The organism is Nocardia violaceofusca NBRC 14427 (genome assembly GCF_963869435.1).
Classification (GTDB): Bacteria; Actinomycetota; Actinomycetes; order Mycobacteriales; family Mycobacteriaceae; genus Nocardia; species Nocardia aobensis.
This window is the reverse complement of sequence record NZ_CAWMPM010000001.1, coordinates 312,205-329,734: the sequence shown is the minus strand read 5'-3', so window position 1 is coordinate 329,734 and position 17,530 is coordinate 312,205. Positions and strand designations below refer to the sequence as shown.

The 17,530-nt window shown below is 68.7% G+C and carries 17 protein-coding genes; 11 read left to right on the top strand and 6 right to left on the bottom strand.

Features of this window, described 5'->3' with window-relative positions:
* The 4 genes from AC5592_RS01635 to AC5592_RS01620 all read right to left on the bottom strand — a co-directional run bounded on the left by AC5592_RS01635 (position 1) and on the right by AC5592_RS01620 (position 5,137).
* Positions 1-1,161, bottom strand: coding sequence for a thiolase C-terminal domain-containing protein (locus tag AC5592_RS01635; RefSeq protein WP_063063125.1), 1,161 nt, complete (start codon positions 1,159-1,161; stop codon positions 1-3).
* Positions 1,162-1,228: 67 nt separating this feature from the next.
* Entirely contained in the window at positions 1,229-2,416 is a 1,188-nt protein-coding gene (locus tag AC5592_RS01630) for an OB-fold domain-containing protein (protein ID WP_063063124.1), read from the bottom strand.
* A 25-nt stretch (positions 2,417-2,441) separates the two neighbouring features.
* Positions 2,442-3,659 (bottom strand): CaiB/BaiF CoA transferase family protein, encoded by a 1,218-nt coding sequence (locus AC5592_RS01625; RefSeq protein ID WP_036507996.1) that lies wholly within the window; start codon positions 3,657-3,659, stop codon positions 2,442-2,444.
* Positions 3,659-5,137: an aldehyde dehydrogenase family protein gene (locus AC5592_RS01620; protein ID WP_036507999.1), complete on the bottom strand. Its 1,479-nt coding sequence runs from the start codon at positions 5,135-5,137 to the stop codon at positions 3,659-3,661. Before AC5592_RS01620 ends, AC5592_RS01625 begins: the two co-directional genes overlap by 1 nt.
* A gap of 203 nt (positions 5,138-5,340) precedes the next feature.
* Here AC5592_RS01620 and AC5592_RS01615 point away from each other — a divergent pair, with 203 nt between their 5' ends.
* Genes AC5592_RS01615 through AC5592_RS01570 form a run of 10 tightly spaced genes read left to right on the top strand, consistent with a single transcriptional unit; the run spans position 5,341 to position 14,363 of the window.
* Positions 5,341-6,147, top strand: coding sequence for a TauD/TfdA dioxygenase family protein (locus AC5592_RS01615; RefSeq protein ID WP_036508002.1), 807 nt, complete (start codon positions 5,341-5,343; stop codon positions 6,145-6,147).
* Positions 6,144-6,848, top strand: coding sequence for an SDR family NAD(P)-dependent oxidoreductase (locus AC5592_RS01610; protein ID WP_036508015.1), 705 nt, complete (start codon positions 6,144-6,146; stop codon positions 6,846-6,848). The genes AC5592_RS01615 and AC5592_RS01610 overlap by 4 nt, the downstream gene beginning before the upstream one ends.
* A gap of 46 nt (positions 6,849-6,894) precedes the next feature.
* The gene (locus tag AC5592_RS01605) at positions 6,895-7,755 is read left to right on the top strand and encodes a mycofactocin-coupled SDR family oxidoreductase (protein ID WP_063063123.1); all 861 of its coding nucleotides are present in this window, start codon (positions 6,895-6,897) and stop codon (positions 7,753-7,755) included.
* A gap of 10 nt (positions 7,756-7,765) precedes the next feature.
* Entirely contained in the window at positions 7,766-7,957 is a 192-nt protein-coding gene (locus tag AC5592_RS01600; RefSeq protein WP_030517538.1) for a ferredoxin, read from the top strand.
* A gap of 10 nt (positions 7,958-7,967) precedes the next feature.
* On the top strand, positions 7,968-9,344 hold the full coding sequence (locus tag AC5592_RS01595; RefSeq protein WP_036508007.1) for a cytochrome P450: 1,377 nt from the start codon (positions 7,968-7,970) through the stop codon (positions 9,342-9,344).
* A gap of 52 nt (positions 9,345-9,396) precedes the next feature.
* Positions 9,397-11,058, top strand: a complete 1,662-nt coding sequence (locus AC5592_RS01590; protein ID WP_063063122.1) for a thiolase C-terminal domain-containing protein — start codon at positions 9,397-9,399, stop codon at positions 11,056-11,058.
* Positions 11,055-12,152 carry an alpha/beta hydrolase gene (locus AC5592_RS01585; RefSeq protein WP_232329146.1) on the top strand — a complete coding sequence of 366 codons (1,098 nt, stop codon included), beginning with the start codon at positions 11,055-11,057 and terminating at the stop codon, positions 12,150-12,152. Before AC5592_RS01590 ends, AC5592_RS01585 begins: the two co-directional genes overlap by 4 nt.
* Positions 12,153-12,154: 2 nt before the next feature.
* Entirely contained in the window at positions 12,155-12,676 is a 522-nt protein-coding gene (locus AC5592_RS01580) for a DoxX family protein (protein WP_036508012.1), read from the top strand.
* Positions 12,677-12,705: 29 nt separating this feature from the next.
* The gene (locus AC5592_RS01575; RefSeq protein WP_063063121.1) at positions 12,706-13,524 is read left to right on the top strand and encodes an NAD(P)-dependent oxidoreductase; all 819 of its coding nucleotides are present in this window, start codon (positions 12,706-12,708) and stop codon (positions 13,522-13,524) included.
* Between the two features lie 5 nt (positions 13,525-13,529).
* Positions 13,530-14,363, top strand: coding sequence for an NAD(P)-dependent oxidoreductase (locus AC5592_RS01570; RefSeq protein WP_063063120.1), 834 nt, complete (start codon positions 13,530-13,532; stop codon positions 14,361-14,363).
* 186 nt (positions 14,364-14,549) lie between these two features.
* On the opposite strand, the gene AC5592_RS01565 is transcribed toward AC5592_RS01570, so the two are convergent.
* A complete protein-coding gene (locus AC5592_RS01565; RefSeq protein ID WP_063063119.1) occupies positions 14,550-15,104 on the bottom strand; it encodes a TetR family transcriptional regulator in 555 nt (184 codons plus the stop codon).
* 94 nt (positions 15,105-15,198) lie between these two features.
* Between AC5592_RS01565 and AC5592_RS01560 the strand changes: the two genes are divergently transcribed.
* Positions 15,199-15,957, top strand: coding sequence for an SDR family NAD(P)-dependent oxidoreductase (locus AC5592_RS01560; protein WP_083871444.1), 759 nt, complete (start codon positions 15,199-15,201; stop codon positions 15,955-15,957).
* A gap of 17 nt (positions 15,958-15,974) precedes the next feature.
* Here AC5592_RS01560 and AC5592_RS01555 read toward each other — a convergent pair whose 3' ends face one another.
* Positions 15,975-17,414, bottom strand: coding sequence for an MFS transporter (locus AC5592_RS01555; RefSeq protein WP_174372359.1), 1,440 nt, complete (start codon positions 17,412-17,414; stop codon positions 15,975-15,977).
* Between the last annotated feature and the right edge of the window lie 116 nt (positions 17,415-17,530).

The window sequence follows — 17,530 nt, the reverse complement described above, 5'->3', positions numbered from 1 at the left end:
TCAGCCGTGGGGACCCTCCAGAATCGTCACCGCCGACACCGCCGTGGGGCCGCCGAGGTTGTGCGCCAACCCGATTCGCGCCCCGTCGACCTGGTTGACGGCGTGGCCGCGCAGCTGCTCGAACAACTCCACGCACTGCGCCACACCGGTCGCCCCCGGCGGATGGCCCTTGGATTTCAACCCACCGCTCGGATTCACCGGCAGCGCGCCACCCACGCTGGTCGCGCCCGTGTCGACCAGTTTGCAGGCCTCGAAGCGGTCGGCGAAACCGAGGTCCTCGTAGCTGATCAGCTCGATGCCGGTGAAGAAGTCGTGCACCTCCGCGACATCGATATCGGCCGGGGTCAGCCCCGCCATCGCGAAGGCCTGTTTCGCGGCGCGGACCGTCGCCGGGAATGTGGTCATATCCCGTTTGTGCTGGTGCATCACCGAATCCAGGCCCAGGCCCACTCCCCTGATCCAGACCGGCCGATCGGTGTAGCGGTCGACCGCGTCCTCGGCGGCGAGGATCAGCGCCGCGGCACCGTCGCTCTGCGGGGCGCAGTCGTACACGCCGAACGGATCCACCACCATCGGAGCCGCGAGGGCCTGCTCCAGCGAAATCTCGAAACGCAAGCGCGCCTTCGGATTCGACACGCCGTGACGGTGGTTCTTCACCGCGATCAGTCCCAGATGTTCCCGCCCGGCCGGAGATTCGTGCAGATAGCGGGCGACATGCAGGGCGAAGCCTGCCGGTGCGATCAGCCCGAGGGGGTAGTCCCACGCCATATCGCGGGTCATCGCCTCCCACTCCCAGAGCATGTCCTTGGAGGCGGTTTCGCGGAGTTTGTCCGCACCGATCACCAGCGCCACATCGTAGGCACCGGAGGCGATGCCGAACAGGGCGTTGCGCACCGCGTCATTGCCGGTGGCACAGGAGTTTTCGATCCGCGTCACCGGGAGATCCGGCAGGCCGAGCACGTCGGCGAGAATGCCCGAGGGGAATCCGTCCGGTGTACCCATCGCGCCGAACCAGGCCGCCTGCAGGTCGGCTTTCGCGATGCCCTTGTCCACCGACGCCGCGCATTCGGCGAAGGCCATCGGCAGCAGATCCTTGATGCCGAGTGCGAAATGCTCGGCGAACGGCGTCATCCCGGCGCCGACCACTGCCACCCGTCTCATGCCGCCTCCGTAACCTGCGGGAGCGCCCGCACCCCCGTCGGCGCCACGAGCGCTGCGCGATTGTGTCTCATGCCGCCTCCGAATCCGGCTCGAACGCGTACCCGTAGTCCGGTACCCCTGAGCGCACCGCGACCCGGCGCAGCACCATGCGCCCGCGGTCGCCGATGCGGACCGTGCCGGGATCGGTTCCGGTGACCTTCACCAGTGCCCGCACGTCCACCTCGTCGAGTTCGACGATCACCAGCGAATACGGTGTCCGCAGCCCGGGCACCGGCACGTGGACCGTCACCTCGGTGTACACGGTTCCGATACGCGGCAATGGAATCAGCGTGTAGTCGGTGCTGAGGCTGCCGTCCTCGCCGAGGCGGTAGCGCGGCGGGAAATCCAGCTCGTCGCGGCCGGGGTGGCGACCGGCCTCCCAGCGCACCTTGGCCTCGAAGGCGCGCTCGTAGGCGGCGAGCGAGATCGGGATGTCGGCACCCGGTACCGCGACGGCCTCCGGTTCGGCTCGCACCGCCGGTTCCCGGCGGTATACCCGCACCGGCCCCGCGGAGACCGTGACTCCCGACAGACTGGCCTGCTCGACCCCGACGAGCAGGCCCGTCTGTCCCCAGTCGGCCAGTGCCGCAAGGGCGAACAGGCTCGACCCGGCCCCCGTCGTCGGCAGTCGCGGTGGATCGCCGACGCACAGGTGGGCCGCCTGCTCGTGGTCGACGCCCGATACGATCACCGGCGTGTCCACCCATGCCGCGGCCAGCGATGCCAGCAGGCCGCGCTCGTGCAGCAGCCGCGGATCGCCGTAGTCGTGGACGTCGCCGGTGGCGTTGCGGGTGCGCACCGGCAGGCTGCGCGCCACCCGGGCCGCGGTCCGCACCGCCAGTCCGCGCTCGGCGACCAGGGCCGCCGCCGCCCCGGCCGGATCCAGGTCGACGCCGATGATCAGCGTGCGCGGGCGGGCGGAGCTCAGCGCGTCGAGTGTCGCGGGCGCGCCGCCGAGCCGTTCGATCACCTCGAGTTCGGGATCCAGACCCAGCCCGGCCAGCAGCACCGCGGCATTGCTGCTCTCCAGTAGCGGCAGATCCCGGCTCACCACCACGACGCGTTCGACGTAGGCGGTGGCGCGCGGCGCGCCCGACAGGGCGGCCCGCCCGGCCTCCACCGCCAGGGTCACCGCGTCCTCGTCCGCGCCGGGAACGCGGCCGCGAGGTCCGCCCCAGCAGGGCAGATAGGTTCCGATCGATGCGACACAGGGCATGCCGTCAGCCTTCCTGCGGGCGAAACTACGTGATGGCGCCGGCGGTCTTGAGCGCGATGATGCGATCCCAGTCCAACCCCAGCTCCAGCAGCACTTCCTCGGTGTGCGCCGCGAACTCCGGCCCGGGTCCGGTATCGGGTGCGGTGAGATCGAATTGCACCGGATTGGCGACCATTTCGAGGCTGCCGACCTGCACCAGGTACTCGTTGGCGCGGATCTGCGGATCGGAGCCGACCTGCAGGCTGTCCTGCACCGGCGCCCACGGCCCGGCCAGGGTCGCCAGCTTCTCGGTCCATTCGGCGAGGGTGCGCTGCCCGATCGCCTCGCGCAGAATCGCCACGCCCGCTTCGGTATTGGCGGCGATCGACTCGGCCGAGGCGAAGCGCGGATCGTCGGCCAGCTCCGGGCGATCGATATGGCGCATCACGTCGGCCCAGAACTTGCTGGGCTGCAACATGACCAGCGAGAGATAGCGGCCGTCGGCGGTTTCGTAGAGGCCCGACAGCGGATTGGTCGGCGCCCCGTGTGATCCGGGTGCGGGCGCGATCAACGGCTGGCGCAGATGTGCCGACAGCGCGATGGTGTGGCCCATGGACCACAGGCCGCTGCCCAGCAGCGAGACGTCGACCACCGACGGTTCGCCGGTCCGTTCGCGTTTCAGCAGTGCCGCCGCGATGCCGCCCGCGAGATTCGTCCCGGAGATGGTGTCGCCGAAGGCCGGCCCGGGCGGAGAGATCAGGCCGTCCATCCCTTCCGGGGTGATGGTAGCGGCGACCGAACCCCGGCACCAGAAGGCGGTCATATCGAAGCCGCCCTTGGTCGATTCCTCGCCGCGCGGTCCCAGCGCGCTGCCGCGCGCGTAGACGATGTCCGGCTTCACCGCGCGGATGTCGTCGACATCGATACCGAATTTGGCGCGCGCCTGCGGCAGGAAACTGGTGAGGAACACATCGGCCGTCTTCGCCAGCTCGTAGATCACCTCGCGCCCCTCGGGGACCGACATGTCCAGTCCGATACTGCGTTTGCCGCGATTGGCGTGCTCGATATTGGGGTTGGGATCGCCCTCGACCTTCAACCGGCCGATCTGGCGCAACCCGCGTTGCGGATCACCGGTGCGGGCGTGCTCCACCTTCACCACGTCCGCACCCCATTCGGCCAGTACCGCGCCGGCCGAGGGGACGAACCCGTACATCGCGACCTCGAGGACGCGGATGCCGTCCAGGGGTTTGCCGCCGCCGCTCATCAGGCCACCACCGCGGCGAAGGACTTCTGTTCGAGGAACTCCTCGATGCCGGCCACGCCCATCTCACGTCCGATGCCCGACTGCTTGTAGCCGCCGAAGGGGACATCGGGGTGAAAGTAGTTGCCGCCGTTGATACTCATCGTTCCGGTGCGGATGCGGCGCGCCACCGCCAGCGCGCGGTCCTCGTCGGCGGAGAACACGCCGCCCGAGAGCCCGTAGACGGAGTTGTTGGCGATGCGGACCGCGTCCTCGTCGTCGTCGAACGGGATCAGGGCCAGCACCGGCCCGAAGACCTCTTCCTGGGCGATCTCGCTGTCCGGGTCGACTCCCGCGAGCAGGGTCGGGGTGTAGAAGTAGCCCGGGTCGACCTTCTCCCCGCCGTACACCAGTTTCGCGCCGGCCTCCACCGCGCGCTGCACGAGGCCGTGCACCTTGTCGCGCTGACGTTCCGAAATCAGCGGGCCCATATAGTTTTTCGGGTCGCCCGGATCGCCGTAGCTGACCTTGGACATGAATCCGGCGACCATCTCGGCGACCTCGTCGTGGCGCTCGCGCGGCACCAGCATGCGTGTGGTGATGGCGCAGCCCTGTCCGGCGTGGCTGCAGATGCTGAAGGCGCCGAACATCGCGGCGGTGCCGAAATCGGCGTCGTCGAGCACGACCATCGCGGATTTGCCGCCCAGTTCGAGAAAGACCCGTTTGAGCGAATCGCCTGCCGCCGACATGATCTGGCGGCCGACCGCGGTGGATCCGGTGAAGCTGACGACGTCGACATCGCGATGGGTGGTCAGGGTCCTGCCCACCTCGATATCCGATCCGGACAGCACATTCACCACGCCCGCGGGGATATCGGTGTGCCGAGCGATCACCTCGCCGAGAGCCAACGTGGCCAGTGGCGTGTCGGGTGCGCCCTTGAGCACCACCGTGCAGCCGGCCGCCAGGGCCGGGGCCAGTTTCGCCAGCGCCAGCTGATGCGGATAGTTGTAGGCCGCGATGGCCGCGACCACACCGGAGGCCTCGCGCTCCACCCAGCGGCGGTGCATCCGGCCGCGGTCCTCCACCTCGCCCAGATCCTCGGTGCGGGGGTAGGTGCGGGTGAGGCCGGCGAAGTAGTTCACGATTTCGAACGGCGTCTCGAGCTGGTTGGCGTGGGTCATCATCCGGGTCGCGCCGACCTCGGCGATGGTCAACTCGCGCAGGTCTTCGACGTCGGCGCGCAGTGCCGCGTAGAACTGCTCGAGGCAGTGCGCGCGAAATTCGGTGTTCGTCGACCAGCCGGTGGTGTCGAAGGCCCGGCGCGCGGCCGCGATCGCCGCCTCGGTATCGGCGATGCTCGCCTCGGGCGCGTAACCGTAGACCTCTCCGGTGGCCGGGTTGAGTGAGGCGAAACTGCGCTCCCCCGCGACGAGTTCACCGTCGATCAGCATTCGTCTGGTGACGGCGCGCCCGTCGCCGGCCGTCGCGTTGCCCTGTGGCATCCCGTCTCCTCGTTCTATGGAAATTCCATTCTCAACATTGGAGAATAATGTATCCGAGCAGCTTCGGCCCCAGCAATGGCCGAACACGTCGCACCGATCGGCCCGACCTCCCCGTGAGCCCCGGAACGAGCCCGGATCCAGGGAAACCTTGCGGAGAAACGGAGAGCGAGAGTACGGTTCTCACAATTGGAAGGGAGATTCTTGTGGTTGAGACGACGGCGCTGAACCCCACCATCGGAGTGGAGGTCACCGGGGTCGAGGATCTGCACGACGACACGGTGATCAGCCGGTGCACCGAGGCCCTGAAGTGGCGTGGCGTCCTGGTGGTCCGCGGACTTCATCTCGACGACGAGGCCCAGCTGGCGTTCTGCCGGCGGCTGGGCACCGTACTCGCCCCCGGCGGCCGCGAAATCTTCACCATCACACTGAATCCCGAGAAGAACCGCGCCGCGAAATATCTCGAGGGCACCTTCTTCTGGCATATCGACGACACCACCAACGACGTGCCGGCCAAGGCGACCGTGCTCACCGCGCGGCACGTGGCGATGGAAGGCGGCGGCACCCAGTTCGCCAGCACCTACGCCGCCTACGAAGGACTGCCGGAGGCCGAACGCAAGCGTTACGACAACCTGCGCGTGGTGCACAGCTTCGAGGCCTCCCAGCGGCTCGTACATCCGGACCCGTCCCCCGAGCAGGTCGCCGATTGGCGCCAATTGCCCACGCACGAAACATCATTGGTGTGGCAGCGCCGCGACGGCCGCCGGTCCCTGGTCATCGGCGCCACCGCCGACCACATCGTGGGCATGGATCCGGTCGAGAGCCGCACACTCCTCGACGAACTGCTGGAATGGTCGACTCAGCCGCGGTTCGCCTACACCCACGACTGGACGGTGGGCGATCTGGTGGTGTGGGACAACACCGGCATCCTGCACCGCGCCCTGCCCTACGACGCGACCTCCGAACGCGAACTGCACCGCACCACGATCGCCGGAGCCGAACCGTGGGCGTGAGAACAGCGGTGGTGACCGGCGGAGGATCCGGAATCGGCCTGGCGGTGGCGAATCGGTTGCGCGCCGACGGTTTTCAGGTCGCCACGCTCGACCTAAAACCCGGCGACTCCGAATTCGACCACACCGCCGACGTCACCGACCGCGCCCAGATCGACGCCGCGCTCACCGCGATCCGCGAGCAGCTGGGCCCGGTGACGGTGCTGGTGAACTCCGCCGGCGCGGAGGGCTATCGCCGGTTCGCGAATCTGAGCTTCGAACAGTGGGAGCGCACCATCGCCGTGAACCTGCACGGCGTCTTCCACAGCATCCAGGCCGTTCTGCCCGATATGCGCGCCGCGCGGTGGGGCCGGATCGTCAACATCTCCTCCTCCAGCACTCATTCCGGGCAACCGTTCATGTCGCACTACGTCTCGGCTAAGTCCGCGGTCAACGGGCTGACGAAATCGCTGGCACTGGAACTCGGCCCCGAAGGCATCACGGTGAACGCGGTCCCACCCGGGTTCATCGATACCCCGATGCTGCGCAAGACCGAACAGGCGCGGTTGCTCGGCGGAACCATCGACGACCACATCGCCCGCACCCCGGTCCGCCGGGTCGGCCGGCCCGAGGACATCGCCGCCGCCTGCGCGTTCCTCGTCTCCGAGGAGGCCGGCTACATCACCGGCCAGATCCTCGGCGTCAACGGCGGCCGGAATACGTAACCGGCGCGGAACGCGCCGTGGCACAACACAACCGAAAGGACCACCAGTGGGACGCGTGGAAGGCAAAGTCGCCCTCGTCACCGGTGCCGCACGAGGACAGGGCCGCAGTCATGCGGTGAAACTGGCGTCCGAGGGCGCCGACATCATCGCCGTCGACATCTGCCGGGACATCGAGACCATCGGCTATGCGATGGCGCGGCCGGAAGACCTCGAGGAAACCGAACGACTGGTGGAGAAGACCGGCCGCCGGATCGTCGCCGTCGCGGCCGACGTCCGCGATATCGCCGCGCTGCGGGACGCGGTGCAACGCGGCGTCGGCGAACTGGGGCATCTGGATGTCGTGGTGGCCCAGGCCGGTATCGCCGGAATGAAGGGCGAACCGCAGTGGCAGGCCTGGACCGACGTCATCGACACCAACCTGATCGGCGTGATCAATACCGTGCACGCCGCACTGCCGTATCTGGACACCGGCGCCTCGATCATCGCCACCGGCTCGACCGCGGCGCTGATGGATGTGGCCAAGGTCGATCAGCCCGGTAAGGATCCCGGCGGCATCGCCTATATGGTCGCCAAGCGCGGACTGTCGATGTACATGCACGAGTTGGCGACCCATATCGCCGCGCGCAACATCCGCGCCAATGTCATCCACCCGACCAACTGCAATACGGACATGTTGCGCAGCGAGCCGATGTATCGCTCCTTCCGGCCCGACCTCGAGAAGCCGACCCTGCAGGACGCCCAGCCCGCGTTCCATGTGCAGCAGGCCATGCCGGTGCCGTGGATCGAACCGGAGGACACCAGCAACATGGTGCTGTTCCTGGCCTCCGACGAATCCCGCTACGTCACCGGCATGCAGATGCGGGTGGACGCCGGCGGATACCTCAAGTGGTACGACTATCACATCTAAGGGGAGAACCGTGAAGGTGCGCGTAGATCCGGAGCGCTGCCAGGGACACACCCTGTGCGCCATGGTCGCTCCGAAGTCGTTCGTACTCAGTGAAATCGACGGCCACTCCTCGGCGGTCAGCGAGGACGTTCCCCCCGATCAGGAGGAACAGGTCCGCGAGGCCGCCCAGTCGTGCCCGGAACGAGCGATCACCATCACCTGAGAGGAACGCCGTGACCGCCGAGAACATCACCGAGGCCGGACCGGCGGACGACGAGCGGAAACAACCGCAGTACTCGTTCGACCGGTACGCCCCGCAATATCGCGACAATTTCCTGTCCATCACCCAGGACATGCAGCAGCACTGCCCGATCGCCTGGTCGGATACCCACGGTGGCCACTGGGTCGCCGCCGGCAATCGCGAGGTCTTCGAGCTCGCCCGCTGCCCCCATGTGTCCAACGATCACGACCCAGCCGGGGAACGCCGTGGCTACCAGGGGATTTCGATTCCGAAGCCGCCACGCGCCGCCGCCATCCGGGGCGGGATCCTGGAGATGGACGAGCCCGAACATCGCGAACTGCGGTCGGCGCTCAACCCGTATCTGTCTCCGGCGGCGGTCAACCGCTGGATTCCGTTCATCGACGAGGTCGTGCGGGCGGCGATCGACGAGAAGATCGAATCGGGCCACATCGATTTCGTCGACGATCTGGCCAATATCGTTCCCGCCGTTCTCACGTTGGCGATGCTCGGCATCCCGCTGAAGAAGTGGACGGTCTACAACGAACCGGTTCATGCCGCGGTCTACACCCCGCCCGATTCCCCGGATATCGAGCGGATCACCGCGATGCACCGGGAAATGGGCCTGGATCTGCTCAACAACCTGATCGAGGTCAAGGAGAACCCGCGGCCCGGCATGATCGACGCGGTGGCACGGGCCACGGTCAACGGCGCCCAGCTGCCCGACCTGGAGATGCTCGGCATGCTGGCGCTGATCATCGGCGGCGGTTTCGACACCACGACCGCGCTCACCGCGCATTCGCTGGAATGGTTGTCGGAGCATCCGGACGAGCGCGAAACCCTCAGCAGGGAACGCGACACGCTGCTCGATTCGGCGACCGAGGAATTCCTGCGGTACTACACACCCGCCCCGGGTGACGGCCGCACCATCGCCGAGGACTGCGAGGTGGTCGGCACGCGGTTCGCCGAAGGCGACCGGGTGTGGCTGTCGTGGGCGATGGCCAACCGCGACCCCGCCGTCTTCGAGGATCCGAACGAGATCGTCCTGGACCGGCATCGCAACCGTCACTACAGCTTCGGGCTCGGCATCCACCGCTGCATCGGCTCGAATGTGGCCCGCACGGTGTTCAAGCGGATGCTGCTGGCGGTGCTGGACCGGATGCCGGACTACCGCTGCGACCCCGACACCACGGTGCACTACGACACCATCGCCGTCATCCAGGGCATGCGGCATCTGCCGGCGACCTTCACCCCCGGCCCGCGCCTGGGCGAGGGGCTCGACGCGACGCTCGAGAAGTTGCAGACGATCTGCGACGAACAACAGCTCGCGGCGCCGGTGACCGCCCGCAAGGAACAGGCCGACATCCACTGATCCGCGCGCACAACCGCATTCGCAGATCGCACCGACAAGCAGGAGGCGTGAGGTGACCACCGCGTCCGGGCGGCCGCTACCGCAGCTCACCGCGCAGAACGAGTTCTTCTGGACCGCCGGCGCCGACGATCGGCTGCGGATCCAGCAGTGCCGTACCTGCGCCGAGCTGATCCATCCGCCGCAGCCGGTGTGCCGCTATTGTCACGGCACCGTGATGGGGGTGCGGGAGGTCTCCGGTGTGGCGACGCTCATCGGCTTCACGCACAACCAGCGGTTCGGATTGCCCGGGCTGCCGCCGCCGTACGTGGTCGGTCAGGTCGCACTGGCGGAGGATCCGCGAATTCGCCTGACCACCACCGTCATCGGCTGCGAGGCCGCCGATCTGGTGCTGGGCATGCGGATGGAGGTGGTGTTCGAACAGCACGAGGATGTGTGGCTTCCCCTGTTCCGGCCCACGGCCGAACAGCCGGAACCGGCGCCGCTGCCTGCCGATGACATCGACCCGGATCGCTTCGCCGAACATGTGCGGCCCCGCGTCTCCACCACCAAATTCGAGGATCGGGTGGCGCTGACCGGCATCGGGATGTCCGATATCGGACGGCGGCTGATGGTGCCTCCCCTGGCGCTGACCGTCCAGGCGTGCGAGCGTGCCGTCGCCGATGCCGGACTCACCATGGCCGATATCGACGGGCTCTCCTCGTATCCGGGTGGCGGGAATGTGGGCGGATTCGGTGAGGGCGGGGTGACCGCGCTCGAATCGGCGCTGGGAGTGCGGCCGACCTGGTACAACGGCGGCATCGAGACCTTCGGGCCCGGTGGCTCGGTGATCGCGGCGATGCTGGCCGTCGCGGGCGGGCTGGCACGGCACGTCCTGTGCTTCCGGACGGTGTGGGAGGCCACCTACAACGAATTGATCCGCACCGGCTCGACGGCACCGCTGGGCGGCGGCCGCACCACCAGCTGGCAGCTGCCGTTCGGAGCGACCTCGGCGGCGCACACCCTCGCCCAGAACGCGCAACGGCACTTTCATCGTTACGGCACGACCAAGGAGACGCTGGGCTGGATCGCGCTGAACCAGCGCGCCAATGCCGCCCTGAATCCCACTGCGGTGTACCGGGATCCGCTCACGATGGAGGATTATCTGTCGGCGCGGCCGGTGACCAGTCCGTTCGGCCTCTACGACTGCGACGTGCCCTGCGACGGCGCGGTGGCGGTGATCGTCTCGGCCGTCGAGGCCGCCGCCGACCTCGCCACATCACCCGTCTACGTGGAGGCCGTGGGCACCCAGATCCTGGAGCGGGTGGAGTGGGATCAGAGCACCCTCACCCACGAGCCGCAGGTGCTCGGCCAGTCGGCACATCTGTGGTCGCGCACCGATCTGCGGCCCGAGGACGTCGACGTCGCCGAACTCTACGACGGCTTCAGCTTCAACTGCCTGTCCTGGATCGAGGCGCTGGGATTCTGCAAGATCGGCGAGGCCAAGGACTTCCTCGACGGCGGGAAAAACATTGCGCGCGACGGCATCCTGCCGCTCAACACACACGGCGGGCAGCTCTCGCACGGGCGCACCCACGGCATGGGCCTGATCCACGAGGCAGTCGCCCAGCTGCGCGGTGAATGCGGGCCGCGTCAGGTCACCGGCGCGCGGGTAGCGGTCACCAGCAGCGGCGGGCTGACACCCAGTGGCGTGCTGTTGCTGCGGAGCGAGCGATGACCGTGGAGTCGCAGCGAGTGGGCGGCCCCGAGCCGTCGAACACGCCGGAGCGGGTGGGAGAGCAGGAGAGCCCGGGAACGCGAGAGCAGGTGCGGGCCGCGGTCCTCGTCCCGGTGCAACCGTCCGAACGGGTGATCGCCGGCGAGTGGGCGGGCGTACCCGGCCCGTCAGGAGACCCCGAACAGGTGGTGACCGAGGCGGGCGGGATCGCGGTGTCGGGACTGCTGCTGCGGGCGCGCGAGCCCCGTGCGGTGCTGGTCGCGTTGCACGGGGGCGCCACGACCGCCGCCTATTTCGATTGTCCGGGCCACCCCGAGTTGTCGCTGTTGCGCGTCGCGGAGGGGCTCGGCTTCACGGTGCTGGCTCTGGATCGGCCCGGTTACGGGGCGTCGGCACCGTTCACGGACCGGCTCTGGGATCCGCAGAGCCGTGTCGACGTGATGTATTCCGCTGTCACCCAGCTGGTTCCGGATGCCGAGCGGGGCGCGGGTACCTTCGTGATCGCCCATTCCGCCGGGTGTGAACTGGCGCTGCGGATGGCCGCCGACCCTCGGGGCGCCGCGTTGCTGGGTATCGAATTGGCCGGTACCGGACGCGAATTCGCTGCGGCTGCCCGGCAGGTATTGATGGGGCCACGCGGGCCGGTCGAGCGGCCGCGCGGACTCGCCGAGCTGCTCTGGCGGCCCGCTTCGCTGTATCCGCCGGATGTCGTCGGCGGCGCGGCGCTGGCCGCCCTCGGCCCGCGGCTCGAGGCCGCCGCCGTCACGGATTGGGCCGATACCGAATTTCCGGCCTTGGCCGCCCGGGTATCTATTCCGGTGCGCTTCACCCTCGGCGATCACGAGCGGGTGTGGCGCAACGATTCCGACGCGATGACACATGTCGGCGCGACGTTCACCGCGGCGTCGCGCGTGGTGCTCAACCGCCAGCCCGGCAGTGGCCACAACCTCAGCGTCGGACGCTCCGCTCGCGCCTACCACCTGGGAGTGCTGGGTTTCGCGGAGGAATGCCTGCTGGCCGCGGAAAACGGTTTCGACTGTTTCCCCCAACAATTCGACGGGGCCGAACCCGTTCCGGCCCGGGAGGTGAGGTAACCGTGCACGCATCCGACACGGCGCTGTTTTTGGTGCGCCTGGTGATCGGCGCGACGATGATCGCGCACGGCTACAACCATTGGCGCGGCGGCGGCCGCATCGACGGAACCGCCCGCTGGTTCGTCGGACTGGGCTTGCGCAACGGCATTCTGCAGGCCTGGCTGAGCGTGGTCACCGAAATCGGCGCGGGCGCACTGCTGATCGTGGGCCTGTTCACGCCGCTGGCGTGCGCGGCGATCGTTTCGGTGATGCTGGTCGCGGGGCTGCTGGCGCATCGCCCGAACGGATTCTTCGTGTTCAAGGAGGGCTACGAGTACGTGCTCGTGCTCGCGGTCACCGCGTTGGCGACGGCCATGCTCGGCCCGGGACGGCTCTCGCTCGACCACGCCACCGATATCGAGGTCATGGGCTGGGCCGGCGGTGCGATCGCGGCGGGGGTGGCGGTGGTCGCGACGGCCGCGCTGCTGGCGACCTTCTGGCGTCCGGCGCCGGCTCCGGCGCAGCAGCCGGAACCCACTGCGTGACAGCGGCATTCGACGGAAGAGGTGCGGATATGCGAGTCGGATTCATCGGATTGGGCAGCCAAGGTGGCCCCATGGCGCGGCGCATCATCACGGCCGGGCATCCGACCACGCTGTGGGCCCGCCGGGCCGCGACCCTGGAGGCGTTCGCGGATACCGGCGCGGCGACCGCCGAAACTCCGGCGGCACTGGGCGCCGGCACCGATCTGGTCTGTGTCTGCGTGGTCGGCGACGACGACGTCCGCGAGGTCCTCACCGGCGAATACGGCGTACTGGCGGGCATGTCGCCGGGCGGCGTGGTGGCCGTCCACAGCACCGTCCACCCCGACACCTGCCGCGACCTGGCGAAAACTGCCGCTGTGCAGGGTGTTTCGCTGATCGACGCGCCGGTCAGTGGCGGCGGACCGGCCGCGGAGGCCGGACGGCTGCTGGTGATGGCCGGTGGCGACGCCGAGGTGATACAACGCTGCCGCCCCGTATTCGACAGCTACGCCGACCCGGTGGTGCATCTCGGTGACGTCGGCTCCGGTCAGGTCACCAAACTGCTCAACAATCTGCTGTTCACCGCCAACCTCGCGACCGCGATGAGCACCTTCACCCTGGGCGCCGGCCTGGGCGTGGATCCGGCCCGGCTGGGTGAGGTGATCGCGCACGGCACCGCGAACAGTTTCGCGCTGGGGCGCATCGTCGATGCCGGGGTGAGTCTCGACCGGCTCGCCCAGTACGCGGGTGCGCTGCTGCGCAAGGACGTCTCCCTGGTCGCGAGCCTGGCCGATGCGGCCGGGGCCGAGCCCGGCGTCGTCCTCACCGCCGCGGACGCCACCCTGGCGCTGATGAACCACCAGCGGTGACCGGGATGCGGATCGGATTCGTCGGCGCCGGGCGGATGGGCCTGCCGATGGTGCGGCGGCTCGCCGCGGCCGGGCACGACGTCCGGGTGGCGGTGCGGCGCAACGAGGTTCGCGACGCTGTGACCGAGACGGGCGCTCGCGCGGTGGCCACCGCCGCCGAGGCCGCCGAGGGTGCCTACGCGGTACTGGTGTGCCTGTTCTCCGACGATCAGGTGCGCGAGGTCTGTCTCGACGGTGACCTGCCCGCAGTCATGGCACCCGGATCGATCCTGGCCCTGCACACCACCGGAGATCCGCGCACCGCGCAAGCCGTTGCCGCACAGGCGGTTCCGCATGCCGTGCGAGTGGCCGACGTGCCGGTCAGCGGCGGACCGCACGATATCGCCGCGGGTGCGCTGACGGTCTTCGTCGGCGCCGACGACGATACCGCCGCCGATCTGCGGCCGGTGCTGTCGTGCTACGCCGATCCCATCCTGCACGTCGGCCCGCTCGGCGCGGGACAGCGGGTGAAGCTCGTCAACAACGCCCTGTTCGCGGCACAGGCGGGACTGGTCGCCGCGGCGGTGCGGCTGGCCGGCCAGTTGGGTGTCACGGAAGCGGCCCTGCTGTCGGCGCTCCCCCACGCCAGTTCCTCCGGACGCGTGGTGACCAGCATCGCCGCGAAGAGATCGGTGGCCGAATTCGGCGATGCGGTCGGCGAATTCCTCCGCAAGGATGTCGCGGTGGTCCGCGCCCTCACCACCGAACTCGGTGGCACCCTCGGCGTACTCGACGCCGCCATCTCGGCCGCGCCCTTCGGGCGAGACGACAACGCCGCCCCGCAAGTCACCACCCGCTGAAAGCGCCCAGCCCCATCACCTGTCACGCGGTCCGGTCCAGGCAGGAGCGGCGCGCCTTCGCGCAACGCCCCGCATTGCCGACGGTGGCGTCGAGAGCCGCTCCGCTTCGCGAGCCTGCCGTATCCGACGACGCGGCATCCTTCCCACGGCACGTCTGCTCGCCACCTCCGGCCCTGCGGATGCCGATCACGCTCGCAACCCCTGCTCGATCAGCGACCACCCGCGGGCGGCCACCCCCCTGCGCTCCTCCGCCCCGGCCCGCGCCGACAATGCCGCCAGCATCGCCAGCGCGAGCATGAGGTCTTGACACGTCAGATCGGCGCGGACCCGGCCGCACGCCCGGGCGGTGTCGAGATGATCGCCCAGCAGTGCCGCCACCCGGCTGCTCATCCGCGCCAGCCGCCCGCCGGTCAGCGACGGATCGATCAATTCGACGAACGCGATCGAGGTCACCACCTGGTCCACGATGCGTTCCAGGAGCTGATCCAGTCCGGTATCCGACTGTGCCGCATAGGCTTCCAGTCCCACCACATTGTCCTCGAAGACCGCCAGCGCGAGCGATTCCCGATCGGCGAAGTGCCGGTACAGACTGCCCTGCCCGACGCCCGCGCGCCGGGCGATCAGATTCAGCGGAGCCTCGAAACCCGCTTCGGCGAACACCTCGCGGGCGGCGGCGATCAGAGCCGCTCGATTGGCGGCGGCCGCACCGGGTCCACGATTCACTCGACGCTGCTCGGTCACCGGCCTACACTACCAACCGGACAGTGATGTCCGGTTGAAACGGCGACGTCGACACGTGCCGGCGGGCCCGCAGCGCACCGAGGAGGGAACACCGTTGAGCACCAGCAACTTTCACAACCGGGTGGCCATCGTCACGGGCGCCGGCTCCGGCATCGGGCGGGCCATGGCCATCGCATTCGCCAAATGCGGCGCCATGGTCGTGGCCGCCGATATCAGTTCCGACGGCGCCCAGGGTACCGCCGCGGAGATCGGCGCGGCCGCGATTCCGGTAGTCGTCGACATCTCCGACGAAATCGACGTGGCGCGCGCCACCCGCACCGCGATGGACACCTTCGGCCGAATCGACGTGCTGTGCAACAACGCCGGGATCATGGACAAGATGGCGCTGCCGGCCGACACCCCGGTGACCACCTGGGAACGCACGGTCGCGGTCAATCTCACGGGCACCTTCCTCATGACCCGGGCGGTGCTGCCTCATATGCTCGACCAGGGCATCGGTTCGATCGTCAACACCGCCTCGGAGGCCGGAATCCGCGGCGGCGCAGCGGGAATCGCCTACACCGCCGCCAAACACGGTGTGGTGGGGCTGACCCGCAATGTGGCCTGGATCCATGCCGGGGACGGCATCCGATGTAACGCGATCCTGCCCGGCCCGACGATGACCGGTATCGCCGGGCAGACCCCGGAATGGGATCTCGACGGGGTGACCCGGCTGCAGCCGGTGATGTCGCTGATGCGCGGTATCGCCGAACCCGAGCAGATGGCCGAGGTCGCCGTCTTCCTCGCCTCCGACGCCGCCTCGTTCATCAACGGCGCGGTGGTCCCGGTGGACGGCGGCTGGTCGGCCGGTTGACCCGGCCGACCAGCGACTCAGGCCCGTGCCGCGACCGGTTCGGCGACCTCGGCGGCGGTGGCGGGCGCGTTCGGCCGCCGCACCGGGATGACCGAGGCCAGCGCCGCGGCCAGCACCGCGACCCCGCAACCGATGAACAGCCCGGTCCGGAAGCCACCCTCCGTCGGCACGCTGTGGCCGTGGAAGTCCATGCTCATCTGGGCCAGCACCACACCGATCACCGCGGCCGACACCGACGTGCCGATCGACCGCATGAGGGTGTTGAAGCTGTTGGCGGAGGCGGTTTCCGACAGCGGCACCGACGACATGATCAGCGCGGGCATCGCCCCGTAGGCCAGCCCGACACCGCCGTTGATCACGCAGATCGCCACCAGCAAGCCCCAGGTCGAACCCATCAGTGCCGTGGTGAGGCCGTAGCCGGCCGCGATCACCAGCGCACCGGCGGTGAGCGTCACCTTGGGCCCACGGGCCGCCGAGAGCCGCGCGCCCAACGGCGAGATCACCATCATCATCAGGCCCGAGGGGGCCATCCACAGACCCATCGCCATCATGGATTGACCCAGCCCGTAGCCGGTTTCGGTCGGCAACTGCAGCAGCTGCGGCACGATCAGCGACGACGAGTACATCGCGATACCGATCACCACCGAGGCGGCATTGGTGAGCAGCACCGGCGGCCGGGCCGTGACCCGCAGATCGACGAGCGGATCGCTGATCCGCAACTCCCACCAGCCCCAGATCAGCAACACCACCGCCGCGGCGACGAACAGACCCACGGTGGTGGCGCTGCCCCACCCCCAGGTCCCGCCCTTGGACACCGCGAGCAGCAACGCCACCAGACCGGCGCCGAGGCCGACCGCTCCGGCGTAGTCGAACCCACCGCTGCCGCGCACCGCGGACTCCGGTACCGCCATCCACACCGCGGCCGCGATCAGCGCGCTCAGCACCGCGGCGCCCCAGAACAGCACCCGCCAGTTCGAATGTTCGGCGACCGCCGCCGATATCGGAAGTCCCAGTGCGCCACCGATTCCCAGCGAGGCGCTCAGCAATGCGACGGCCGAGCCCAGCTTTTCGGCGGGCAGCACGTCGCGCATCACGCTGATTCCGAGCGGGATGATGCCCACACCCATACCCTGCAGGCCGCGCCCGATGATCATCGGCAGCACCGAGGCCGACAGCGCGCAGACGATCGACCCCGCGATCAGCGGAATCGTGGACAGCAACAGGATGCGGCGCTTGCCGTAGAGATCGCCGAGGCGGCCGGCCACCGGGGTGGTCACCGCCGCGACCAGCAGCGTCGAGGTCACGATCCACGAGGCATTCGACGGTGTCGTATGCAGTAACTGCGGGAACTGCGCGATCAGCGGAATCACGAGGGTCTGCATGACCGAGGCGATGATTCCGGCGAATGCCAGCACCCCGACGATCGAACTCGACCGGTCGGCGTCCGGCTTGGTCATGTCCACATCTCCCTTACTGAAATATGTATTATGCATACGCAATGTATCATGCACATTCAGGGCGCGGTTACCCGCGCGGCCTGTGATACCCGTCTCGGTCGCACACGAGAGGAGGA